This is a genomic window from Pigmentiphaga sp. YJ18, assembly GCF_038066655.1.
GTDB lineage: Bacteria > Pseudomonadota > Gammaproteobacteria > Burkholderiales > Burkholderiaceae_B > Pigmentiphaga.
In genome coordinates this window covers 2,182,244-2,205,323 of record NZ_JBBUKU010000001.1, presented here as the reverse complement: position 1 = coordinate 2,205,323, position 23,080 = coordinate 2,182,244, and the positions used below count along the sequence as shown (strand labels likewise).

At 68.8% G+C, this 23,080-nt stretch carries 18 protein-coding genes; 8 read left to right on the top strand and 10 right to left on the bottom strand.

Features of this window, described 5'->3' with window-relative positions; genetic code table 11:
- Positions 1-6 precede the first annotated feature (6 nt).
- On the top strand, positions 7-1,281 hold the full coding sequence (locus WKR98_RS10650) for an aconitase family protein (RefSeq protein WP_341432920.1): 1,275 nt from the start codon (positions 7-9) through the stop codon (positions 1,279-1,281).
- Positions 1,278-1,832 carry a hypothetical protein gene (locus WKR98_RS10645; protein ID WP_341432919.1) on the top strand — a complete coding sequence of 185 codons (555 nt, stop codon included), beginning with the start codon at positions 1,278-1,280 and terminating at the stop codon, positions 1,830-1,832. Before WKR98_RS10650 ends, WKR98_RS10645 begins: the two co-directional genes overlap by 4 nt.
- Here WKR98_RS10645 and WKR98_RS10640 read toward each other — a convergent pair whose 3' ends face one another.
- From WKR98_RS10640 to WKR98_RS10620, 5 genes are all read right to left on the bottom strand, one after another.
- On the bottom strand, positions 1,833-3,050 hold the full coding sequence (locus WKR98_RS10640; RefSeq protein ID WP_341432917.1) for an NAD(P)/FAD-dependent oxidoreductase: 1,218 nt from the start codon (positions 3,048-3,050) through the stop codon (positions 1,833-1,835).
- Positions 3,050-5,311, bottom strand: coding sequence for an arginine/lysine/ornithine decarboxylase (locus tag WKR98_RS10635; protein ID WP_341432915.1), 2,262 nt, complete (start codon positions 5,309-5,311; stop codon positions 3,050-3,052). Before WKR98_RS10635 ends, WKR98_RS10640 begins: the two co-directional genes overlap by 1 nt.
- 324 nt (positions 5,312-5,635) lie before the next feature.
- On the bottom strand, positions 5,636-6,199 hold the full coding sequence (dcd, locus tag WKR98_RS10630) for a dCTP deaminase (RefSeq protein ID WP_124688076.1): 564 nt from the start codon (positions 6,197-6,199) through the stop codon (positions 5,636-5,638).
- 98 nt (positions 6,200-6,297) lie between these two features.
- Complete coding sequence (locus WKR98_RS10625; protein ID WP_341432913.1) at positions 6,298-7,305, bottom strand: Bug family tripartite tricarboxylate transporter substrate binding protein; 1,008 nt, start codon at positions 7,303-7,305, stop codon at positions 6,298-6,300.
- Between the two features lie 39 nt (positions 7,306-7,344).
- Positions 7,345-8,835 (bottom strand): chlorohydrolase family protein, encoded by a 1,491-nt coding sequence (locus tag WKR98_RS10620; protein ID WP_341432911.1) that lies wholly within the window; start codon positions 8,833-8,835, stop codon positions 7,345-7,347.
- A 348-nt stretch (positions 8,836-9,183) separates the two neighbouring features.
- Here WKR98_RS10620 and WKR98_RS10615 point away from each other — a divergent pair, with 348 nt between their 5' ends.
- Positions 9,184-10,092 (top strand): LysR family transcriptional regulator, encoded by a 909-nt coding sequence (locus WKR98_RS10615; protein ID WP_124688073.1) that lies wholly within the window; start codon positions 9,184-9,186, stop codon positions 10,090-10,092.
- 9 nt (positions 10,093-10,101) lie between these two features.
- Here WKR98_RS10615 and WKR98_RS10610 read toward each other — a convergent pair whose 3' ends face one another.
- The gene (locus WKR98_RS10610; RefSeq protein ID WP_341432908.1) at positions 10,102-10,770 is read right to left on the bottom strand and encodes a TetR/AcrR family transcriptional regulator; all 669 of its coding nucleotides are present in this window, start codon (positions 10,768-10,770) and stop codon (positions 10,102-10,104) included.
- 153 nt (positions 10,771-10,923) lie between these two features.
- Between WKR98_RS10610 and WKR98_RS10605 the strand changes: the two genes are divergently transcribed.
- From WKR98_RS10605 to fahA, 3 genes are read left to right on the top strand one after another with little or no spacing between them, the layout of a single operon-like run.
- Positions 10,924-11,493 carry a cupin domain-containing protein gene (locus WKR98_RS10605; protein WP_341432906.1) on the top strand — a complete coding sequence of 190 codons (570 nt, stop codon included), beginning with the start codon at positions 10,924-10,926 and terminating at the stop codon, positions 11,491-11,493.
- Between the two features lie 24 nt (positions 11,494-11,517).
- Complete coding sequence (locus WKR98_RS10600) at positions 11,518-12,471, top strand: Bug family tripartite tricarboxylate transporter substrate binding protein (RefSeq protein ID WP_124688070.1); 954 nt, start codon at positions 11,518-11,520, stop codon at positions 12,469-12,471.
- A 7-nt stretch (positions 12,472-12,478) separates the two neighbouring features.
- Positions 12,479-13,747, top strand: coding sequence for a fumarylacetoacetase (fahA, locus tag WKR98_RS10595; RefSeq protein WP_341432904.1), 1,269 nt, complete (start codon positions 12,479-12,481; stop codon positions 13,745-13,747).
- A 37-nt stretch (positions 13,748-13,784) separates the two neighbouring features.
- Here the strand turns inward: fahA and WKR98_RS10590 are convergent, their stop codons facing one another.
- The 3 genes from WKR98_RS10590 to WKR98_RS10580 are packed head-to-tail and all read right to left on the bottom strand — an operon-like array spanning position 13,785 to position 19,848.
- Entirely contained in the window at positions 13,785-17,888 is a 4,104-nt protein-coding gene (locus WKR98_RS10590; protein ID WP_341432902.1) for a translocation/assembly module TamB domain-containing protein, read from the bottom strand.
- Positions 17,885-19,726, bottom strand: coding sequence for an autotransporter assembly complex protein TamA (locus WKR98_RS10585; RefSeq protein WP_124692230.1), 1,842 nt, complete (start codon positions 19,724-19,726; stop codon positions 17,885-17,887). The genes WKR98_RS10590 and WKR98_RS10585 overlap by 4 nt, the downstream gene beginning before the upstream one ends.
- Complete coding sequence (locus WKR98_RS10580; protein ID WP_255465721.1) at positions 19,726-19,848, bottom strand: hypothetical protein; 123 nt, start codon at positions 19,846-19,848, stop codon at positions 19,726-19,728. The genes WKR98_RS10585 and WKR98_RS10580 overlap by 1 nt, the downstream gene beginning before the upstream one ends.
- Positions 19,849-20,124: 276 nt before the next feature.
- Here WKR98_RS10580 and WKR98_RS10575 point away from each other — a divergent pair, with 276 nt between their 5' ends.
- Together WKR98_RS10575 and WKR98_RS10570 are read left to right on the top strand one after the other, a co-directional pair.
- On the top strand, positions 20,125-21,438 hold the full coding sequence (locus WKR98_RS10575) for a hemolysin family protein (protein WP_341432899.1): 1,314 nt from the start codon (positions 20,125-20,127) through the stop codon (positions 21,436-21,438).
- A 128-nt stretch (positions 21,439-21,566) separates the two neighbouring features.
- Positions 21,567-21,878 carry a hypothetical protein gene (locus WKR98_RS10570; RefSeq protein WP_124688066.1) on the top strand — a complete coding sequence of 104 codons (312 nt, stop codon included), beginning with the start codon at positions 21,567-21,569 and terminating at the stop codon, positions 21,876-21,878.
- A gap of 42 nt (positions 21,879-21,920) precedes the next feature.
- Here WKR98_RS10570 and WKR98_RS10565 read toward each other — a convergent pair whose 3' ends face one another.
- Positions 21,921-22,955 (bottom strand): esterase, encoded by a 1,035-nt coding sequence (locus WKR98_RS10565; RefSeq protein ID WP_341432897.1) that lies wholly within the window; start codon positions 22,953-22,955, stop codon positions 21,921-21,923.
- Between the last annotated feature and the right edge of the window lie 125 nt (positions 22,956-23,080).

The following is a 23,080-nucleotide window of genomic DNA, read 5'->3' as shown; positions in this document are numbered from 1 at the left end:
CCCGCCATGAATCGCACCGCATCCAGGATCCCGCAGACGGGCGCCGAGAAAATCCTCGCGCGCGCCAGCGGCAAGCCCTGCGTCCGCCCCGGCGACATCGTTTCGCCAATTCCCGAACTGGTCATCATCCACGACGGATACGTGGAGTCCGCCTACAACGAGCTGTCGAGCCTCGGGTACCGCCGCATCGCCCACCCCGAACGCGTGATGTTCGTCACCGACCATGAAGTGGCCTACGCCAGCCCGGCCTCGGCCCTGCGCGCCCGCCGCATCCGCCAGATCGCCCGGGAATGGAACGTGGGCCGCTTCTTCGACGCCGGCCGCGGCGGCCACGGACACCTCTTCCCCATCGAGGCTGGCCTGGTCCGGGCGGGCATGTTCCTGTCCTGCTACGACATGCATGCCACGAACTTCGGCGCGGTCGGTGCGGTGGCCTGCGCACCCGGCCCGGAGATCGTCTCGGTGCTGGCGACCGGCGCGGTCTGGGAACAAGTGCCTGCGACCGTGCGCGTGCGCCTGCAAGGTGCCACGGGGCCGGCGCTGACCGCGCGCGACGTCGGCTTCCATGTCACCCGCCTCTTCGCCGACGGCCGGCTGCCCGCGTACGACAACCGGATGATCGAGTTCGCCGGCGGCTACACGGCCGGGCTACCGCTGTCGGAACGCATCGCCCTTTGCAACTCGCTGACCGAGATCGGCGTCGCCAACGTCTGGTTCACCCCGGCCGGCGACGGCTCCGTTCACGCCGGCGACGCCGACGCGCCGGTCGAGGCCGACGTCCAGATCGACCTTGCCGGCCTCGCCCCGCAGGTCGCCCTGCCCGGCGGCCCGCATCGGGGCGTGGACGTGGACAAGGTGGCCGGGCGGCACGTGGACCACGCCTACATCGGGTCGTGCGGATCCGGCATGTACGAGGATTTCGCCGCGGCCGCGGCCCTGCTGCGCGGCCGCCGGATCGCGGGCCACGTGCGCATGTTCATCGTCCCGGGCACGGTCGAGACCTCGCTGCGCATGGCCCGCGACGGGCTCGCGGAAGTGTTCCAGGAAGCCGGGGCGATGCTGCTCCCCCCCGGATGCGGCCCCTGCGCGGGCGGCGTGATGGGCCCCCTGGCCGACGGCGAAACGTCCATTTCCACGGCGGCGACCAACCATGCCGGCCGCTTCGGCGCGAAGACGGCCCAGGCCTACCTGGGCAGCCCGCTGACGGTGGCGGCATCGGCCCTGGCCGGCTGCATTGCCGATCCGCGCGCGCTGACGCAACAACGGGAGCGAACCCCATGACCGGCACGATGCGACGCGTTGGGCGCTGCCACGTATTCGGCGACGACATTCCCCTGGACGACGGTTTCATCCCCTTCGAGATGGCGATACGCCGGATCGACGATCCGCAGTTGTTGCGGCCCGAATTGCTCCGGATGGTGGACCCGGCCTTCCCCGACCGGGTGGAACCGGGAGACATCATCGTGGCCGGCGCCAACTTCGGCTGCGGCAAGCCTCACTTCCAGGGCTTCATCGCAATGGCGGCGCTGGGCCTGTCGGTGCTGTGCGTGTCGATGCCCTACAAGACGCTGCGCGGCGCGATCTCCAAAGGCGTTCCGGTGCTGGCCGGCCTGCCCGGCATCGATCCGGCCCTGCGCACCGGCCACCGGCTGGACGTCGATTTCAGCCGGGGGACGATCATCAACCTGGATACGGGGCGGCGCATCGACGCCCCCCCCTTGTCGCCGTTGCTGGCGGACGTCGTCCAGCGCGGTGGCACCCGCGGCACGCTGGCCGCCTGGCTGGAGACCCACCCGGACATGCGCCTGCCCGCCCAGGCGCCACGCGCATGATCAGACCGACTGGCCGCAGGCCGCGCCGGACGCCCAGGCCCACTGGAAGTTGTAGCCCCCCAGCCATCCCGTCACGTCCACCACTTCGCCGATGAAATGCAGGCCGGGGACGGCCTTGGCTTCCATGGTTTGCTGGTCCAGGCCACGGGTATCGACGCCGCCGCGCATGACCTCGGCCTTCCTGTACCCCTCGGTACCCGACGGCGTCAGGGTCCAGCGCTTCATGCCCTCGGCCACCTGGCGCAGCGCCTTGTCGGGCAGGTCTGCGATACGCTGCTCGCCCAGGCCGGGATGGGCCGCGGCCAGCCACTGTTCGGCCAGCCGGCGCGGCACCATGCCGGCCAGCACGTTGGCCAGGTGCTGGCGGCCGCCGGCCTTGGCGGCCAACAGGTCCGCCATCAGGTCCACGCCCGGCGCGAGATCGATCACGATGGGCTCGCCCGGCTGCCAATAGCTCGATATCTGCAGCACCGCCGGACCGGACAGGCCCCGGTGGGTGAACAGCAGGTCCTCGCGGAACGAGGCGGCGCCCCGGCCCGTGCCGGTGCGGATGCCGACCTCCAGCGCGACGCCGGCCAGGGGCACGAAGGGTTTCCACGACGCGGCGTCGAAGGTCAGCGGCACCAGCGCCGGCCGGGGCTCGACGATCTTCAGGCCGAACTGCCGCGCGATGCGCAGGCCGAAATCCGAGGCGCCGATCTGCGCGACGGGCAATCCGCCGGTCGCGACGACCACGCGTGCGGCGCGGATGGCGCCGGACGAGGTACGAAGCATGAAACCCGCCTCGCCCTGCTCCACCGATTCGACCGTGCAGGGCATGCGCCACGCCACGCCGCCCGCGTCGCACTCGGCGCGCAGCATGCGGATGATGTCCTCGCTGGATTCGTCGCAGAATAGCTGGCCCCGGTGCTTCTCGTGCCAGGCGATGCGGTGGCGCGCCATCAGCGCCAGGAAATCGCCCGGCGTGTAGCGCGACAGCGCCGAGCGGCAGAAGTGGGGATTGCCGGAAATGAAATTGGCGGGTCCGGCATCGCGGTTGGTGAAATTGCACCGCCCGCCGCCGGAGATGCGGATCTTCTCGGCCAGCCGCCGGGCGTGGTCGATCAGCACCACGCGCCGGCCGCGCTGCCCGGCCACCGCCGCGCACATCATGCCGGCTGCGCCCGCGCCTATCACCGCCACGTCGAAGGCCGCGCCGCGCGGCCCGTCCGCCGCCATCAGGCGTCCTTGACGCAATCCACGTAGAAGCGCACGTCGCCGTTGGGCAGCACTTCCTCCACCAGCCCATGGATGTCGGTGTCGAAGCCCGGGAACTGGGCATTGAACTTGCGGGCGAACTGCAGGTACTTGACGATGGTGCTGTTGAAGCGTTCACCCGGGATCAGCAGCGGAATGCCCGGCGGGTACGGCGTCAGCAGCACGCTGGTCACGCGCCCTTCCAGCGCATCGATGTCGACCCGCTCGATCTCGCGGTGCGCCATCTTGGCGAAGGCCTCGGACGGTTTCATGGCCGGGACCATGTCGCTCAGGTACATCTCGGTGGTCAGGCGCGCCACGTCGTGGGCCCGGTACATCTCGTGGATGCGGGTGCACAGGTCGCGCAGCCCCACCTGCTCGTACTGCGGGTAGTCGTGGCAGAACTCGGGCAGGATGCGCCACATGGGCTGGTTCCTGTCGTAGTCGTCCTTGAACTGCTGCAACGCAGTCAGCAGCGTGTTCCAGCGGCCCTTGGTAATGCCGATGGTGAACATGATGAAGAACGAGTACAGGCCGGCCTTCTCGACGATCACGCCGTGTTCGGCCAGGAACTTGGTGACGATGGACGCGGGAATGCCGGTCTGGCCGAAGGTGCCCGACACGTCCAGGCCCGGCGTGACGATGGTCGCCTTGATCGGATCCAGCATGTTGAAGCCGGGCGCCAGGGCGCCGAACCCGTGCCAGTTGGCATCGGTTTCCAGCAGCCAGTCATCGCGCTCGCCGATGCCGTCGGCCACCAGGTTGTCCGGACCCCAGACCTTGAACCACCAGTCGCTGGCGCCGAACTCGGCTTCCACCTTGCGCATGGCGCGGCGGAAGTCCAGCGCCTCGAGGATGCTTTCCTCGACCAGCGCCGTGCCGCCCGGCGGCTCCATCATCGCCGCCGCCACGTCGCAGGACGCGATGATCGCGTACTGCGGCGAGGTCGACGTGTGCATCAGGTAGGCCTCGTTGAATACGTAGCGGTCCAGCTTGCGGGTCTCGGACTCCTGCACGATGATCTGCGAGGCCTGCGAGATGCCGGCCAGCAGCTTGTGCGTGGAGTGGGTCGCGTACACCACCGCCTCGGTGCTGCGCGGACGGTCCTTGCCGATGGCGTGCATGTTCCGGTAGAAGTCGTGGAACGCCGCGTGCGGCAGCCAGGCCTCGTCGAAATGCAGGGTGTCGATGCTGCTGCCCAGCAGTTCCTTGATCATCTCGACGTTGTAGACCACGCCATCGTAGGTGCTCTGCGTGATGGTCAGGATGCGGGGCTTGCGGCCGGCGTTGTCCTTGGCGAAGGGATTGGCGTCGATCTTCTTCTGGATGTTCTCGGGACGGAACTCCTCCAGCGGAATCGGCCCGATGATGCCCAAGTGGTTGCGCGTGGGCCGCAGGAACACCGGCACGGCGCCCGTCATGATGATGGCGTGCAGGATGGACTTGTGGCAGTTGCGGTCCACCACCACCACGTCGCCGGGCGCCACGTTGGCATGCCAGACGATCTTGTTGGACGTGGACGTGCCGTTGGTCACGAAGAAACAGTGATCGGCGTTGAAGATGCGCGCCGCGTTGCGCTCGGAGGCCGCGACGGGGCCGGTGTGGTCCAGCAGCTGTCCCAGTTCGTCCACCGCGTTGCAGACGTCGGCGCGCAGCATGTTCTCGCCGAAGAACTGGTGGAACATCTGCCCCACCGGGCTCTTCAGGAACGCCACGCCGCCCGAGTGGCCGGGACAGTGCCAGGAATACGAACCATCCTGCGCGTACTTGACCAGCTCACGGAAGAACGGCGGCGGCAGCGATTCCAGGTAGCTCTTGGCTTCACGGATGATGTGGCGGGCCACGAACTCCGGCGTGTCCTCGAACATGTGGATGAAGCCGTGCAGCTCGCGCAGGATGTCGTTCGGAATGTGCCGCGAGGTGCGGGTCTCGCCGTACAGGTAGATGGGGATCTCGGCGTTGCGGAAGCGCAGTTCACCGATGAAGGCGCGCAGCTTGCTGACGGCATTGGCCACGTCCTCGGGCATGCCCTCGCCGAATTCCTCATCGTCGATCGACAGGATGAACGCGCTGGCGCGGCTCTGCTGCTGCGCGAAGGACGACAGGTCGCCGTAGCTGGTAACGCCCAGCACCTCCATGCCCTCGGCCTCGATGGCCGCGGCCAGCGCGCGCACGCCCAGACCGGATGCATTCTCGGAACGAAAATCTTCGTCGATGATGACGATGGGGAAACGGAATTTCATTGAGGTTGAAGCCCCCCCCTACGCGCTGACGCGCGCCCCCCAGGGGGCGGCACTGGCGGACTGGCGGACCAGATCCGCTGTGCCCTGGCAGGGCACGTGGCGGCAGGGAAATCGGTTGAAAAACGGCCGGCCGCGCGCGAGTTACCTCGCATGACGCCTCCGGGCGTAAAAATAAACAACGACTAGCGTAAAACAATTCAGTGTCGGTTTGAGGACCACCCTCGCCCCAGCCAATGCCCCCCAGACCACGACACGGGGGATCCGGCTCCGCCGGTCCCCCGCCGTCGGCCCCCTGGGGGGCGCGCGTCAGCGCGTAGGGGGGGGCTACGTCCTAGGCAGCGTCACGCCCTGCTGGCCCTGGTACTTGCCGCCGCGGTCCCGGTACGAGGTCTCGCAGATTTCGTCGCTTTCCAGGAACAGCATCTGGGCGCAGCCCTCGCCGGCGTAGATCTTCGCGGGCAGCGGCGTGGTGTTCGAGAACTCCAGCGTCACGTGGCCCTCCCATTCGGGTTCCAGGGGCGTGACGTTGACGATGATCCCGCAGCGCGCGTAGGTGCTCTTGCCCAGGCAAATGGTCAAGACGCTGCGCGGAATGCGGAAGTATTCGACCGTGCGCGCCAGCGCGAAGGAGTTGGGCGGGATGATGCAGACCTCGCCCTTGAAGTCCACGAAGGACTTCTCGTCGAAGGCCTTGGGATCGACGATGGTCGAATTGATGTTGGTGAAGATCTTGAATTCGTCGGCGCAGCGCACGTCGTAGCCGTAGCTGCTCGTGCCGTAGCTGACGATGCGCTGGCCGTCGTGCGCCCGGACCTGGCCGGGCTCGAATGGCTCGATCATGCCTTCGGCCGCCACACGGCGGATCCAGCGGTCGCTTTTGATGCTCATGGACGGGGTCTCGTCAGGGGACGTCTACGTGAAAGGGGGAATTGTAGCTGGACTGGGGATACCCCCAATACCCCCCGCCGTCCCCTCCCCCTTTCGGCTCAGTCCAGCCGGATGTCGAGCGCCTTGATCACCTTGCCGTACCTGCGGGAATCCTCGGCGATGGCCCTGGAAAGATCGTCCGGCGTGCCCCCCAGCCCCACCGTGCCCTGGCGCACCAACAGTTCCTGGGCCTGGGGCGACCGCATCGCCCGGGTAACCGCCAGGGCGATTTTCTCCCGCAGCGCCAGGGGCGTGGCGGCCGGCGCCATCAGCCCCGACCACGAAATCGCGTCGCCGAAAGAAAGGCCGGTGGTTTCCTTCAGCGTCGGCATCTCGGGCACCAGCGGCGAGCGTTGCTCGGCGACCACACCCAGCGCCTTGACCCGCCCGCCGCGGATGAACGGCAGCGCCGCCGGCAATTGCGCGATCATCATGTCGATCTGGCCGCCCGCCACGTCCGCCAGCGCCGCCGACACGCTGTTGTAGGGCACATGCAGCAGGCTGACGCCCGCGCGCCCGGCGAAGATCTCGGCGGCCAGGTGCGCCTGGCTGCCTATGCCCGGCGACGAATAGCTCAGGCGCCCGGCCTTGGCCTTGGCGATCAGCGCCCTGGCATCCGCCACGCCCAGCGTGTTCGACACCACCAGCACGTTGGGCACCGCCCCCACCTGGGCGACGGGCGCCAGGTCGCGGGCGATGTCGAACGGGCGCTTGCGGTAGAGGTGCGGGTTGACCGCCAGGTCCGACACCGGCACGGACACCAGCGTATAGCCATCGGGCGCGGCCTTCACCACGGCCGAGATGCCTATGGTCCCCACTCCGCCGGGCTTGTTCTCGACGATGACGGGCTGGCCCCAATCCTGCGCGAGGCGTTCCGCCAGGACGCGCGCCAGCAGGTCGGCCGCGCCGCCCGCGCCGTAGGGCACGACGATGCGGACCGGGCGCTCGGGGTAGGCATCGGCGGCATGGTCCTGGGCGAATGCCGGCGCGGCCAGGCCGGCCGCCACCGCGCAGACGGCCGCCCGCAGGAAGTTCGCCCGGGCAAGGGAAAAGCGTGAGATCTTCATGGACATATCCTTGGAAACGATCGGATCCGGCGCGCCGGGCTATTCGCAATCGGGGCAAAACGAAGGCGGGCACATCATGCGGGCGGTACGCCGCAGCGGGTCCCAGTCCTGGACCTGGCCCCACACCCTTTCCGCGAACGCCTGGGCCTCGGCCCGCAGGCCGCCCAGGTCGACGTCGGGGATGCGGCCGTCGCGCATGCGGATCTCCCCGCCGGTGACGACCAGGTCCACGTCGTCGCCCACGCCGCACTCGACCAGACTGCATATCGGGTCCCAGATCGGCCCGTAGCGCAGCACGTCCTTGCGCCCCAGGTTGATGGCGACGATATCCGCGCGGGCGCCGGGCGCCAGCCGGCCCAGGTCCTCGCGGTCCAGCGAGCGGGCGCCGCCCAGCGTGGCCGCCTCGAACACCTGTTCCGCGCTGGCCGCCGTCAGGTCATGGCTCATGACCTTGCCGTGATAAGAGGCCGTGCGCATGTTCATGATCATGTCGCGCGGATAGGTATCGCTGCCTATCGTCATGTTCACCCCGGCCTCGCGGTACGACTTCCACGAATCCAGCACGCGGGCACGGCGCACGATGTTGATCGGGCAATGGGACACCGAGACCTGGTTCGTCCCCATGCGCTTGAGGTCGCTGCCGCCCGAGTAGTTCAGGCGCGGACTGTCGGAGATGAAGTTGGCATGCCCGATGTTCAGCGCCGGGCTCAGCATTTCCACGCTGTCCAGCAGTTCGATGGGCGTCTTGCGATGCTCGCGCACGGTCTCGTAGAACTCGATGACGTTGTAGCCCGCGTGCGTCGCCATCGGCACGCCCAGGTCGCGCGCGGCCGCCACGGTCCGGCGCAGGATGTCGACGCTGCAGTTCTCGACCTCGCGCGGCACCAGGATTCCATGGACCAGGTCGCTCGGGTCGCGCTCGGCCCGCTCGACGAACGCCACCGCGTCGTTGAACAGGTGCAGGCCACCGTCGGGATAGGGCACGCGGGTCAGGTTGCCGTCGTCGTCCGATGCCCAGCGGCCGCTGTCATAGCCCGGCCCCAGGTAGCCCCGCACCCCCAGCGCCTCGCACTGCCTCCACAACGCCTCCTGGACGATCACATGCCCGCCCAGCTCGACGAAGGTCGTCACGCCGTTGCGCAGCAGTTCGCTGACCGTGAACGCCGCATGCAGGGCGATGCCGGGATCCACCTGCGCCTGTTCCTTGGTCAGGTAGTTGGGATAGCCCTGTATGCGCGTGCCCGACCGGGCGATGGTGACGTCCATGTAAGGCTGGCCGAACAGGTCCGGCCGGCCGTGGTCCGTCAGCAGCTTGTGCAGCGCGCGGTGCCCCGAGTGCACGTGCGTGTCGATGAAGCCGGGTGACAGCAGGCAGCCCGGCGCCTCGATGACGCGGTCCGCCTCGCCCCGGTAATCGTCCCCCGCGTAGACGATGCGGTCTCCTTCGTAGACGACGCAGGCATGCCGGTAAAGCACATGCCCGCCATCCTGGAACCCCACCACCCAGTCGCCGTTGATCCTGGTTTTCATGCTGGTCTTTTTCCTCCGCGTTCTGCCAATATTGATCCTGCGATGCACTGCCGATGCCAGGTTCTCAGCATGCTGAGCAATTGCCGGGACTGTCAACGCGGTGGACCGGCCGCCGGAAGCCAGGAACGCGGCTCGCCCATGCCGTGCAGCGAGAACGGGCGTCACGCGAAAATGCGCGAGATCGATGAAGAACGTGTGTGATGAAGGCAGAAGCGGGATCGAGGGCTCGCGGCCCCATAGCGAGGATCTGGCCGGGCCGTGCCTTCCGGCCAAGAATGGCTATCTCGATTCCGTTGTGGAATATTTGATTATGACGGCCGCCCGCCGGCCCCGATGAAGCCCCGACCCATGGACATCAAGCACGTCGACCTGCATCTCCTGATGATCTTCGATGCGGTGCTGGCCGAAGGCAACGTGACCCGCGCCGCCGACCGCATCGACATCAGTCAGTCCGCCGTCAGCAAGGGGCTGGCGCAGTTGCGGGAGATCTTCCACGACCCGCTGTTCCTGCGGAACGGGCGCGGCGTCGTGCCCACCCACAAGGCCATGGAGATGGCCACCGGCGTGCGCCACGCCATCCTCGCCCTGAACGGACTGGCCTCGCCGTCCGAGCCCTTCGCGCCGCATGCCGCGCGCATGCACTTCAACATCGCGGCCACGGACTACGTCACCTTCACCCTGCTGCCCGCGCTCATGCGGCGCCTGGCCTCGGAGGCACCCTCGGTATCGGTGGCCATCCATCCGATCGAGCCCCTGATGCCCGAGGAATTGCTGCTGCTGGGCAAGGTCGACCTGGTGCTGTCGCCGGTGGCCACCGCCACCTACCCCATCTACCGGCAGGAACTGTTCAGGGACGACTACGTCTGCCTGCACCGCATCGGCCATCCCCTGGATGGCCAGGCGCTCGGCCCCCAGCAGTTCGCCTCGGCGCGGCACGTCGCCATGCCGCGCCAGAACGGCGCGCGAGAACGGGTGCTGCAGGACGCGATGCAGCAGCACGGCATCTCGCGGGACGTCGCCGCCCAGGTTCCCCACATGCTGGCCATCGCCCCCACGCTGGCCTGCACCGACCTGATCGCCACCGTCACGCGCCGCATCGCCCGGGCCTTCTGCGGCCTCTATCCCCTGCGCATGGCGCCTCATCCGCTGCCACTGGGCGAATTCGTCGTCTCGCAGCTCTGGCACGAACGGACCCATCCCAGCCAGTCCCAGCGCTGGCTGCGGGAATTGATCCTCGAGGTCTGCCGGGAATTGTGACGCGCGGCGCTAGCCGGCGGCCGGCGCCGCCAGGCCGGCCGCCAGGAAATCCAGCAGGCGCGCCAGGGTCAGGTCGACGCTGGCCGCGGACACCGGCGTGGCGCGCACGTCCGGCATGAGCCGGGCGACGCGGCCGTTGTCGGCGCGGATGTACATCATGCTGCCGAACACGCATTGCAGCCGCAGGTACAGCTCGTCCCGCGTCAGGTGGGGACAGGCGCGCGCCAGGATGTCGACGAACAGGCGGCCGACGTCGTCGTGGACGCCGAACACGATGTTCTTGACCGCCGGATCGGGCTCGACCGAACAGATGGCCGACAGCCGGTTGAAGCGGGCGCCCTCCTCGGTCTGCCCCACGCGCATGCCCGGCCCGATGAAGGCCTCGAGCACGGCACGCACCTCGGGGCGCGCCGCCGGCTCGGCCGGCACGCAGGCTTGAAGCAGCGCGTGGCGCTCGTCGTTCATCCGTCCCACCCGCGCCTCGAAGATCGCTCGCAGCAACCCTTCCTTGGTCCGGAAGTAATAGTGCACGGCGGCCATGTTGACGCCCGCGGTGGCGGTGATCGTGCGCAGCGACACGCCGTTGTAGCCATGCTCGGCGAACAGCCGCTCGGCCACGTCCACGATACGGTCGCGGGTGGAAGCGGATTCGACGGGATCGACGGCGGGGGTGGGCATGGACACGTCCGGAAAGCGGTGGGGAGTCTATGTTACCCGCAAAGCCCCGATTATTGTTTCAGTCGATTGATTGAATCATTCGTTTGACCGAATCGCCGGGACTTCCTATGATGGATCCTGACGCGCCATCCGGCGCACCGCATGAGGAACCCCATGAACGGAAAGATCCGCCGCGTCGTAACCGGCCATGACGAGCAGGGCCGCGCCATCGTGCTGGAAGACGGCTACGCGCCCAACGTCCGCCACGACGCCAGCCGTCCGGGCTACTACCTGACCCAACTGTGGCTGACGCCCACGGCCCCCGCCCCCATCGACAACGGCGCCGACCCGACCCTGGGACCGGTATCGCTGGCGCCGCCCGAACTGGGCACGGTCGTGCGCATCATCGAATTCCCGCCGGCGGGCCTGGAGCTGCGCGACGTGGACGCCGATGCCGCCAGGCAGGCGTTCTCGATGTTCGGCGGCCAGCATGCCTTGACCGGCCACGGCGCCGGCAAGCAACGCCATCCCTTCATGCACCGCACCGAAACCATCGATTACGCCATCGTGCTGTCGGGCGAGATCACCATGCTGCTGGATGAGTCCGAAGTCACCCTCAAGGCCGGCGAAGTCCTGATCCAGCGCGGCACCAATCACGCCTGGACCAACCGCACGGACGAGGCGGCACGCGTGCTGTTCGTCCTGGTCGACGGCAAGTTCGACCCCGCCCTCCCGCAGCAGTAACCCCACTCCAAGAGGAGACCAAGCATGTCGTTCAAGAAGATCCTGTTCGTTCCGTTCCTGGCCGCCCTGTGCGGTTCGGCCGCCGCCCAGACCTATCCGTCGCGTCCGGTCGAACTCATCGTCCCGTACTCGGCGGGCGGCAGCGTGGACGTCATGGCGCGCGCCTTCGGCCGTGAACTGTCCGAGATCCTGTCCACCCAGGTCGTCATCAACAACCGCGACGGCGCGGGCGGCACCATAGGCGTGGCCGCCGTGGCCTCGGCGCGTCCCGACGGCTACACGGTGCTGTTCTCGCCCTCGTCGCCGCTGACCCAGGCGCCCTTCCTGATGGGTCGCCTGCCCTACCAGCCCGACAGCATCACACCGATCTGCCAGATCTTCGAGAACCCGTTCGTCATCGCCGTGCGCAAGGACTCGCCCATCCACAGCATCAAGGAACTGCTGGACCAGGCGCGCCAGCAGCCGGGCAAGCTGTCCTATGGCCATGCCGGGCCCGGCTCGGTGCCGCACCTGGCCACGGCCAACCTGGCCAAGTCCTCGGGCGTGAGCTTCAACGAGATCGCCTTCCGCGGCGACGCCCAGGTCATCCCCCAGTTGCTGGGCGGCCACATCGACTTCGGCGCGCTGGGCGTCTCGTCGGTGGTGGGCAAGGACCTGCGCATCCTGGCGGTGTACGGCGACAAGCGCCTGCCCGGCCTGCCCGAGGTCCCCGCCATCACCGAGTTCGGCATCAAGCACGCGGTCATCGCCCGCAACGGCCTGTACGTCAGCCAGGGCGTCCCGCAGGCCGCGCGCGACAAGCTGCAGCAGGCATGCCACGCCGCCACGGAAAAGGGCGAGTTCCAGAAAGCCGCCGGCCAGCTCTACCAGCAGGTCAACTACCTGGACAGCGCCACCTTCGCCAGCCGGCTCGCCAGCGACAACGAGACCAACCGCGCGCTGATCCAGTCGCTCGGCCTGCTCAAGACCGGCAACTGAGCGCGCCATGTACGAGATCATCGATGCGTCGCTGCGCGCTTTCGTCGACGTCGAGCCCGACAGCGACTTCCCCATCCAGAACCTGCCCTACGGCATCTTCTCCACGCCCGACGGCGGGATCCGGGCCGGCACCGCGCTGGGCTCGTGGGTGGTCGACCTGCAGGCGCTCGAGCGCGCCGGGCTCCTGCCCACGCCCTCGGGGCCGTCGCTGTTCGGCCAGGCCAGCCTGAACGCCTTCGCCGCCGCCGGCCGGCCGGCGTGGAACGCGGTGCGGGCCCGGCTGGCGGCCCTGCTGTCCGGTTCCGACGCCCGCCTGCGCGACGATGCCCAACTGCGCGCCCGCGCCCTGGTGCCCATGGAGGCGTGCACGCTGCACCTGCCGTTCGAGGTCGCCTCCTATACCGACTTCTATTCGTCGGAGGACCACGCCACCAACGTCGGCAAGCTATTCCGCGATCCGGCCAACGCGCTCACGCCCAACTGGAAGCACCTGCCCATCGGCTACAACGGCCGCGCCAGTTCGGTCGTGCCGTCCGGTCACGACGTGCACCGCCCCATGGGACAACTGCCGGTCGCGGGCGGCGCGCCCGAGTGGGGGCCATGCCGCCAGCTGGACTTCGAGCTGGAAACGGCCTTCTTCGTGGGACCGGGCACGGCGCTGGGCAGCCGGCTGGCGCCCGATGCCGCCGTCGCACGCATCTTCGGAATGGTGTTGATGAACGACTGGAGCGCCCGCGACGTCCAGCGCTGGGAATACGTTCCTCTGGGCCCCTTCCAGGCCAAGGCGTTCGCCACGTCGATCTCGCCGTGGGTGGTCACGCTGGATGCGCTCCAGCCCTTCCGCGTCGATGCGCCACCGCAGGATCCGCTACCGCTGTCCTATCTGCGCGAAGGCGATCGCCACGCCTACGACATCGAGCTGTCGGTCGAACTCGGCACGCCAAACGGCGTGTCCACGGCCATCGCGCGCAGCAACTTCCGTCACCTGTACTGGACCATGGCGCAGCAGCTTGCGCACCACACCAGCAGCGGCTGCAATCTGCGCACCGGCGACCTGATGGGCTCGGGCACCATCAGCGGACCGACTCCCGAGGCGCGGGGCTGCCTGCTGGAACTGACCGAGAACGGCAGGCGGCCGCTGGCCCTGTCCGATGGCGCCACGCGCGACTTCCTGCAAGACGGCGACGAGGTCGTGATTCGCGGCCATGCCCGCCGCGGCGCGCTGCGCGTGGGATTCGGCAGCGTGCGGGGACGGGTGCTGCCGGCCATTCCCTGAACGACGCGGGGCCCGGCAACGGGCCCCCGCGCTTTCGTCAGTCGTCGAACAGCACGAAATAGAGCAGGTCCAGGCCGTTCAGGGTGCCGCCCTTGGCCACCGCCGACAGGCGGTTGCTCAGGCGGTAGCTGAGCTTGACCACGCCGTCGCGGCCGGACAGCGCCTGCTCGAAGCTGGCGTAGATCCGGTCGGACAGGCGCTTGCCCACCACCAGGAACTGGTTGTTCGACAGGTTGTAGGCCGACGAGGTACTGTCGCCCGCCACCGTGCGGTCCGGCAACAGGCCACGGCTGCTGCCCACGTTGCCCGAGCGCACGCCTATCTCGTCCAGGCCCAGTTGGCGCGAGATCGGCTCGCTGCCCTGCGGCCCCAGCAGCGAGGTCGCCGCGCTCAGCAGCAGCGTGGCGTCGGCGCCGCCCCCGCCTTCGTCGGGGCCCCGGCCCAACAGCAGCCACGAGAGCTTTTCCACGTCGCTGACCTCGGGCGTGGAAACCAGCGCGATGCGGGGCCGGCGCGCCGTGCCGCTGATACGCACGCCCGCCTCCACGCGCGGGCCGACGCGCACCGCCACGACGTCGAGCAAGGGATCGTCGATCGGTCCCTGGAAGGTCAGCACGCCGCGGCGCACCGTCAGCGTCTGGCCATAGGCATCGAAGCGGCCGCCGCGCGTGCGCACCGAGCCGCTCGACGACAAGGCTCCCACCATACCGACGATGCGCAGATCGCCCGTGATGCCGGTATCCAGGCCATAGCCCCGCAGGTAGAAGCGCTCGCCCAGCTTGGCGCCCACGTCGATGGCGATGCCCAGCGTCTTCTTCTGCCTTTCCTCGCCGGTGCGGCGCACGTACACGTCGTCCGACAGCTTGGCGGGCGCCTGGGTGCCCATGTCGACCCAGCCGGTGTCGGCCTCGAACAGGCCGGCGATACGCATGCGGTCCGGGATGATGTCCATGTCCACCCGCCCCGATCCGGCCACGAAGCGATCGGCGCGCTGGATGGCGGGGAAACGCTCGGCCTTGAGGGTCGCGTGACCCGAGGCCTGCGACATCCGCCAATCGGCGCTGATCTCCATCCAGCCGCCCTGACTCTCGTTCTTGATCCACTGCTGCACACGCGAATCGCGCGGGTTGACGCGGATCACGCTGGGAAAGCGCAGGGACTCCAGCACGATGCGGTCATCCTCCAGCGTCGCTTTGAGCTTGCCGTCCAGCAGTCTCAGCCCATCGTCCAGCCGCACGATCCGGATGCCTTCGCCCTGCAAGCCGCCGGTGGCGTGCCACTGGCCGCCGGACTGGGTCACGCGCGCCGAGCCCGCCACCTTGCCGCCCACCTCGACGCTGTCGCCGACGAACAGGCTGACCCAGCTCAGGTCCTTCAGGTCGACCTGGGCCTCGAGCTGGGCCGGGCGGTCGCGATCCAGGCCGATCGCGCCGTCGCGGGCGACGACGCCGGCTTCGCCATCCACCCGCACGCTGCCCACGCGCTCGCCCTCGACCAGGGCTTGCAGGACGACTCGGCTATGGCCGGCATTGCCGTCCGGCGTCGCGCGCACGCTCGCATCCAGCGTGCGCAGGCCCAGCGCCAGCGGCGGCGTGCCGGGCACCCACAAGTCGCCGCTGCGGCGGCGGATGTTCGCCGCCCCTTGCAGCGAACCGGCGAAACGCATGTCCCACTCGGCGTCCAGCACGATGATGCGCTCGCGCGGTATGGGTTTGCCGCCCAGGGCCTCCAGCAGGATCTCCGGCGCCCACGCCAGCCCCTCGGCGCGGCCGCGCGATTCCCAACGGCCATCGCCGCCGCGTGCCCCCTCGTTGACCAGCTTGCCGGTCTGCCCGCCCGGCAGGCGCAGGGCGATGCCCGCGGGGCCGACCTCCCACTGCCATTGCGGCGCCGCGGCGGCCGGCACGTAGCTCAGTTCCACCGGCGCCTCGAGCGACATGCCCAGCGGCGCGCGGGCCAGTTCGAACTGCCCCACCTTGCCCCGCCATCCGGGCAGCGCGCCGCGCCCCGGGCCCGCCCCCCAGCCGCCGTCGAAGCGGACTGCCAGCGTGGCCGGCGCCGACCGGTCGGCCGGCGCGAACTCGGCGTCCACCACCCCTTCGTGCCGCGCCATCGTGCCTTGCAGGCGCAAGGTCCCGTGGCTCATGGTGGCCTGCGGCGCGCTGGACACGGACATGTTCTCGATACGCAGATCGATGTCGGCGGGCGCGGCCGCGAACCCGCCCTGCGGGCGCTTGCCGTTCACCGGCGAGCCGCCCAGGTTCGTTCGTCCCTGGACCTTGCCGACGCGTACGCCGCCGGGCATTTGCAGGTCGCCCGCGTCCAGCGTCATGTCCAGCACCGGCGCATCCAGCGTTTCACCCAGCGAGCCGCGCGCGGACAGGCGGCCGTTCAACAGCGATGACAACGTCTGCAAGCGCGGTGCGTCCAGGTCGAAATCGAGCTTGTCGCCCGGTCGGCCGAACGCGCCCTTGGCCGTCAGCCGGTTGTTGCCGGCATTCAGCGCCGCGTCGGCGCGCGTGACGCGCATGCCGGCGAAGACCAGTTCGCCATGTCCGCCCAGCGGTTGTCCGTTCCAGCGGCTGCCGTCCTCGATGCGCAGTTGCGCCGTCCCGCCCAGCTCCGGCAGCAAGGCCCCCTTCACCTCGGCCCGCGCCGAAACCTGGGCCGGCGGCAGGGCTTCGCTGCGCACCCAGTGGCTGGGATCGAAACGATCCAGCCGCAGCTCGGCGGCGAAGCGGCGCGGCTCGGCCAGTTGCAGTTCGCCCTTGCCGTTCGCGCGCGCCTCGCCGGCGGTCAGCGCGAACTGCGGCACGCGCACGACTTCGTCGCGCACGCCGGCCTCGAGCTTGAGGGCCAGCGGCACCTTGCGCGACCGGTCGGACAGGTCCGCGGTCAGCGACTGGGTGGCCGCGTCGGCCGAGAAAGCCAGCGTCCCCGCCAGCTTGGTCGGCAGCGCGGCGCCATGCAGCCGCGACGCGTCGATACCGTTGGCCTGCAGCCGGCCCTGCACCCGTCCCGCGTCGCCGGCCGAGGCGTCGCGGCGCCAGTCCATCTGGCCCGACAGGCGCCCGCCCCCCGCGAACTCGATCACGAGCCCGGCCACATCCAGCGCGTCGAAGGTCTCGACCGGCGCGCTCAGTTGCCCCGAAACGGCAGCCACGGGCACGCCGTCCTTGTCCAAGGGGCGCGGCGTGGAATTGGTCAGCGCGAACGGGCCTTGCAGCAGCGCCGGTCCGGAGCCCGCGGCCACCGCCAGGTCGGCGGTCAGGCCCAGGTTGGCGGACGGCGCGCCGGGCACCCAGGCCGAGGGATCGATGCCGCGCAGCGCCAGCTTGAGTCCGCGCAGCGGAAACCCTTCCAGCAGCGCCGCCTGCCCCTCGGCATTCACGTCCACGCCCGCGCCATCGCCCTTCACGGCGAAGGCCAGGCGCTCCAGCGATCCGGTGGCCGAGGTGCCCAGGTCGAAGGCGTGCGCCGCCTGGCGGCCCGTGGCGTGCAGCGCCAGCTTCACGGGGAACGGCGCATCGGCGCCCACGCTGGCCTCGCCCCGCAGCGTCGCCTCGGCCTGCGGCGCCGCCACGTGCAGATTGGCCAGCAGGATCCGGTGTTCGGCGCCCGATGAGGTCGCGCGCAGGTCGATGGCGTCGAAGCTGGCGGGCAGCCGCTCGCCGTCCATCTCGATGTCCAGCGTGCCGAGCCCCAGCTTGTCCACGTCGATCGCAAGCGGCAGCCGCAGCGAGGCCAGCGGCGTGCTGGGCTCGTCGGACGGCCGCAGGTTCAGCCTGGCCCGTCGCGCCGACAATTCGGAAACATGCAGCCGTGCGCCGCGCAGCGCACGCCAGCGGACGTCCAGACGCACCTGCTCCAGGTCCGCATCCGTCGTCGGCAGCCGCAGCTCCAGCGTGTCGACGTTCAATCCGCCCAGCAGCGAGCCGCGCACGCCTTCCAGCCGCACGGACCCGCCCGCCAGTTGCACGCCGGTGCGCACGGCCCAGGCCGCGCCGCTGGCCGAGGACGCGATCCATGCGCCCGCGCCGGCCACCGCGGCCACGCCCAGCACGAGGACGCCCGCCACGGCCCAGGGCCAGCGGCGGCGGCGCGGGGCGGGCTTGGCGGGAGGAGTGGCGGGCCCGTTCAAAATGCGATCCCCAGGGAAAAGTGCAGGCGGATGTTCTTGTCGCGCAGCGCGTAGGCCAGGTCCACGCTCAGCGGCCCCGCCGGCGTGCGGACCCGCAGGCCCGCGCCCACGCCGGTGGCCAGCTTCATGTCCGAGAAGCGCGAGGCGACGTTGCCGGTATCGACGAAAATCGCCCCGCCCAGCCGGTCATCGAAGTAACGCGTGGCTTCCACGCTGGCGACGAACAGCACGGCATCGCCCAGCACCGCGTTGCCCACCTGGCGCCCCAGGCCCAGGTAGCGGTACCCGCGCACCGACCGCGCGCCACCGGTGCGGAACGAGAAATCGTCCGGCACGCGGTTGAGATCCTGCGCCCACAGGCGCCCGACCTCACCGCGCACCGTGATGACGTCGCGCTTGGTGGGCGACCACCAGAACTGGCCGCGCGCGGTCAGCCGGTGGAAATGGTTGCTGGCGTCGAGCGCGGTGCCCGCGCCGGCGCCCAGCGCGAACAGCGTGCCTTCGCGCGGATCGTACTTGTCGTTGACGTCGCGGCGGATGACCTCGGCGGTGGCCGTGGCCGTGTTGGTGGTGAAGGAGTTGTAGCCGTCGATGTCGGTCATTTCGTGCGCGACCCGCGCGCCGTAGCGGGTCTCGTACTCGACGCGGCTCTGGAAACCGGCGGGATAGGTCTTGGCGCGGATGGCACCCACCGCCAGCCGCCGCACGTGCAGGCCCTGCACGTCCGAGTCCTGCGCCAGCACGCCGAAGCTGTCGCGAAAACCGTTCTCGTTGGGCGCGAGATGGATGTCGGCATAGCCGAGCTTGCGCAGGCGGTCCAGCCGCAGCCCCGTCTCCAGTTCCACCGGCTGGCCCAGCACCACGTTCTGCCGGTAGACCGTCTCGATGCGCGGCCCGGCCTCGTCGTCCACGCCCAGCGCGACGCTCATGCGGCGCGGGCGCGATTCGACCACGTCGGCCAGCACCGGCAGCGTCAGGTGGCTGGGTCCCTGGTAGGCCCGCTCGGTGCGCGTCTGGTCCGGCTCCAGCCCCTCGGGCATCAGGGCCGGATCCTCTTCATGGTTGGGCGCGATGCCCTGGCGGTCGATGTCGAGCTTGGCGCCCGAGAAGAACGGCGAGGACTGGAGCGTCTGCTGCCAGTCCACCATGCGGTCGCGGTCGTAGGGCTCGCCCGGGCGGATGCGGACATAGCGCTCGACCGTCCCCTGGGGCACGCGTTTCAGGCCCCGGACCTCGACGCCCGACAGGCGCACGGCCGGGCCGCTGTCGAGCTTGATGTGCAGGGCCGCCCGGGCCCGGTCGGCGTCCACGTCGGCCGCCGTATCGACCAGGCGGGCCACCGGGAAATCGCGCTCGGACGCCGTGTCCAGCAGGTTGCGCTTGGCGGTCTCCCATTCCTCGTTGCGGAAGGGGCTGCCTTCCTTCAAGTCCCAGTCCTGCCGCAGCTTGGCGACGCGCTCCTCGAACTCCGGACCGGATATGGCGCCCAGAAAGGAGATGTCCACGGACTCGACGATGGTGCGCTCGCCCGGAACGATGACGATGTCCCAAGTGGCGCCGGCCACGTCGGTCCCGGCCTCGAGCTGGACCTGGGGCGAGAAATAGCCTTCGGTGGCCAGGGCGTCCAGCGTGGCTTCGCGGGCGCGGCGGCGCAGCCGTATGCCCTCGCCGCCGTCCTGGTCGTCGGCCATGTCGGCCATGCTGTCCACGGCCAGCGTGACGGCCTCCAGCGCGCTGGCGGACAGCCCCCCGGGGTCGATGGTGATCTCGGGCCGCGCCGCGAACGCGGGCTGGACCAGCAAGGTGCACAGGAGGACGGGCGCGAAAGGCAGGCGCATCACGTCCGCGCGACAGGCAGTACGTTTCCGTTCGCGACCGCGGCGCCCGCCCCGCAGGCGCCCGAGAGTGGATCGATCATGGTGTGCACGGCCACGCAGGCCCGTTCGACTGACAAACTCATGACGCTTCCGCTGTATTGATTGTTTTCAACCCCAAGCATAGCGGATCGCGCGCGCGATCCGCGATCGCGTGGCGGCGATTGTTTCCAGGTGTTTACGGGCTCGACACGTCCGATAAGTAGCATTGCTCATTTGGAATACGGCCATCCTCGGCTATGCTACGGGGTCTTCATAACAGTAGGTGGGGGAAATTCGGTCAAATAAGACCGGTTTCGCTGGCGTTACAAGCGTTTTCCAAACAAAAGGGGAATGCCCGCCTGACCAACCCGCCTGAAAAAATGGAAATTGGCTTACTTCTGATTTTGTTCATCGCCAACGGCATTTTCGCCATGAGCGAGATCGCCGTTGTCACCGCCCGCAAATCCCGCCTGCAACAGCGCGCCGACGAAGGCGATGCCAAGGCCCGCGCCGCGCTCGAACTGGCCGAACACCCCACGCGATTCCTTTCCACTGTCCAGATCGGCATCACCTCGATCGGCATCCTGACCGGTATCGTCGGCGAGGGCGCCCTGGCCAAGCCGCTGGCCGAAACCATCCGCCTCCACTTCCCGGCACTGGCGGACGCGGCCAGCGCCATCGCGCTGACGCTGGTGGTCATCGTCATCACCCTGCTTTCCATCATCATCGGCGAACTGGTCCCCAAGCGGCTGGGCCAGATGCATGCGGAAACCATCGCCGGCCTGATCGCCGCGCCCATGCGCCTGCTGTCGTGGGTCGCCACGCCCTTCGTCAAGCTGCTGTCGCTGGCCACCGACACGGTGCTCAAGCTCATGGGCGCCAAGGAAAACAGCGACCAGCTCGTCACCGAGGAAGAAATCCAGGTGCTGATGGCCCAGGGCGCCACGGCGGGCATCTTCGAGCAGGCCGAGCAACTGATGGTGCGCAACGTCTTCCGGCTGGACGAACGGCGCCTGTCCTCGCTCATGGTGCCGCGCTCGGACATCACCTACCTCGACGTCAACGCGCCGCTCGAGGTCTCGCGGGCGAAGATAGAAAGCTCTCACCACTCCCGCTTCCCCGTCGTGCGGGAAGACCTGTCGGACGTGATCGGCTTCGTGCGGGCCAAGGACCTGCTGGCCCAGCTCATGGCGGGCGAGCCGCTCGACCTCGCCAGCAAGCTGAGCCCGGTGCTGTACGTGCCCGAGACACTGACCGGCACCGAACTGGTCCAGAACTTCCGCGACTCGCACACCCAGACCGCGCTGGTCGTGGACGAATACGGCGACGTGCAGGGCCTGGTGACCCTGCGCGACGTGCTCGAGGCCATCGTGGGCGAATTCCACACATCCACGGCGCCCGAGGAATCCTCGGCCGTCCAGCGCGAGGACGGCTCCTGGCTGCTCGATGGCCTGCTCGACGTACACGAGATGGAGGATATGCTGGGTTTACAGCATCTACCCGAAGGGGATTCGGGCACTTACCATACGCTGTCCGGCATGCTGATGCTGCTGCTGGGCCGCATCCCGCACACCGGCGAGCAGGTCGACTGGGCCGGCTGGAACTTCGAAGTGGTCGATATGGATGGCAAACGCATCGACAAGGTCATCGCCACCCGCATCGAACCCGCCGAAACTCCGGAAGAACCCTATTGAACCTGGCCGCGGGCATCCCCATTTGCAGGGCAAGCCCCAAGAAATAATCGGGAACTTTTCCAACCCCGCGGCCGCCCAAACGCTTTGACTGCCCGCTCCCGGGCGACGCCCGCCCCGACGCACCACCTATGACTGACACCATCGCCAAATTGCTACGCACCGCCTTCGTGGCGGGCATCGCCCTGGTCGGCATGATCATGGCGGCCATCCTCCTCGCCTCGACCGCCGTCGCCCTGGCCATCGTCTACGTCGTGGCCAAGCTGCGCGGCAAGCCGTTCGTCGCCAATACGTACTGGAAACGCTCCCAGACCCGCTGGGGCTTCGGCGGCAACGCCGAGGGCGCCACCGCCGCGGCGGCCCCCTCCCGCCCCACGAGCGGCTATGCCAACCGCATGAAGCGCAGCGACATCGTCGACGTCGAGGTAAGAGAGCTGTCCTGAGGGCAGCCCTCCCCATGCGGCCCTTGGCCGCTTCCCTTCAAGCTACCGGTACAGTCCGCGCTTGGTCAGCCATTCGTTGATCAAGGCGGACACTTCCAGGTTGTTCTTGTCCATCATCACCATGTGCGAATTGCCCTTGATACCCACTTTGGGCAGATCGACCTCGTCCACCTGGCCGCCGGCCTCCCTGACCGCCTGAGCAAAGCGCGCGCCCTTGGCGCGGATGGCCGGCCAGCGCGAATCCTGTTCGATGTAGTCGCCGTAGACCATCAGAGCGGGCACCGACTTGAGCGCGGCGATTTTTTCCTTGTCCGCGTCACCGACCTCGGCGGGTTCGACGGCCACCACGGCGCGGATCTTGTCCGGGCGTGCCTGCGCGGCCTGGAAGCCGAATTTGCCGGCCTGGCTGTGCACCAGAAGCACGCAGGGGCATACCTTGTCCACCAATTGCAGATAGGCTTTCAACGTGGGTTCGTCCGTGGTGATCCAGCGAGGCACGAATTGCCGTGAGAACTGCCAGATCTGGTCGGCCGGGAACTGGTTGCCGGGCAGGAGCTTGCGCTGCGCCGGATCCTCGCTCCACGACCCCGCCCCGCCGATGCGGAAGCGTTCATAGGCATTGGCCGCGGTGACCAGGACCGGATCGCCCTTCCATACCGGCTTGGCCGTGGCCGGCCATCCCGAACGGCCGCGCTCGACCGCATCCGAGTTGTAGACCGCCCACCCCTTGCGCAGGAAATCGTTCAGCCATCCGGGCCGGCCGTCCGGCGTCGTCTCGTACGTTACCCCCGACAAGCCGCCGCCATGCCACATCAGCAGCGGCACCGCGCCCTTGCGGGACTCGGGGATGAAGTACTGCACGTACATCTGCCCGACCATGTAGGTACCGTTGGGATCGATTTTCAGCGGCACGCCGTTGGCGGTGAACTTCACTTCCTTCACCGGCTCGCCCGACACCACGAAAGGCTCGCCGCCGATATGGAACGACCCCATGTCGCGCAGCACGATAGGCTGCGCCACCGCCGCCCCCGCCCAAGCCGACACCACCACCGCGACCGCCGCAACTGTCCTCTTCATATCTCCTCCTGATAAAGAAAAAGGCGGTGCAAGCACCGCCTTCCACGCCATTCCCGGATGCCCCGCAAGGACATACCCAAGGCCAGCCACAATCTCATTCCCCAGGATGCGGTGGATCCGGCTCC

Coding starts and splice junctions, on each gene's coding strand:
- WKR98_RS10650 (WP_341432920.1), top strand. CDS start 7: ATGAATCGCACCGCATCCAGGATCCCGCAGACGGGCGCCGAGAAAATC.
- WKR98_RS10645 (WP_341432919.1), top strand. CDS start 1,278: ATGACCGGCACGATGCGACGCGTTGGGCGCTGCCACGTATTCGGCGAC.
- WKR98_RS10640 (WP_341432917.1), bottom strand. CDS start 3,050: ATGGCGGCGGACGGGCCGCGCGGCGCGGCCTTCGACGTGGCGGTGATA.
- WKR98_RS10635 (WP_341432915.1), bottom strand. CDS start 5,311: ATGAAATTCCGTTTCCCCATCGTCATCATCGACGAAGATTTTCGTTCC.
- dcd (WP_124688076.1), bottom strand. CDS start 6,199: ATGAGCATCAAAAGCGACCGCTGGATCCGCCGTGTGGCGGCCGAAGGC.
- WKR98_RS10625 (WP_341432913.1), bottom strand. CDS start 7,305: ATGAAGATCTCACGCTTTTCCCTTGCCCGGGCGAACTTCCTGCGGGCG.
- WKR98_RS10620 (WP_341432911.1), bottom strand. CDS start 8,835: ATGAAAACCAGGATCAACGGCGACTGGGTGGTGGGGTTCCAGGATGGC.
- WKR98_RS10615 (WP_124688073.1), top strand. CDS start 9,184: ATGGACATCAAGCACGTCGACCTGCATCTCCTGATGATCTTCGATGCG.
- WKR98_RS10610 (WP_341432908.1), bottom strand. CDS start 10,770: ATGCCCACCCCCGCCGTCGATCCCGTCGAATCCGCTTCCACCCGCGAC.
- WKR98_RS10605 (WP_341432906.1), top strand. CDS start 10,924: ATGAACGGAAAGATCCGCCGCGTCGTAACCGGCCATGACGAGCAGGGC.
- WKR98_RS10600 (WP_124688070.1), top strand. CDS start 11,518: ATGTCGTTCAAGAAGATCCTGTTCGTTCCGTTCCTGGCCGCCCTGTGC.
- fahA (WP_341432904.1), top strand. CDS start 12,479: ATGTACGAGATCATCGATGCGTCGCTGCGCGCTTTCGTCGACGTCGAG.
- WKR98_RS10585 (WP_124692230.1), bottom strand. CDS start 19,726: ATGCGCCTGCCTTTCGCGCCCGTCCTCCTGTGCACCTTGCTGGTCCAG.
- WKR98_RS10580 (WP_255465721.1), bottom strand. CDS start 19,848: ATGAGTTTGTCAGTCGAACGGGCCTGCGTGGCCGTGCACACCATGATC.
- WKR98_RS10575 (WP_341432899.1), top strand. CDS start 20,125: ATGGAAATTGGCTTACTTCTGATTTTGTTCATCGCCAACGGCATTTTC.
- WKR98_RS10570 (WP_124688066.1), top strand. CDS start 21,567: ATGACTGACACCATCGCCAAATTGCTACGCACCGCCTTCGTGGCGGGC.
- WKR98_RS10565 (WP_341432897.1), bottom strand. CDS start 22,955: ATGAAGAGGACAGTTGCGGCGGTCGCGGTGGTGGTGTCGGCTTGGGCG.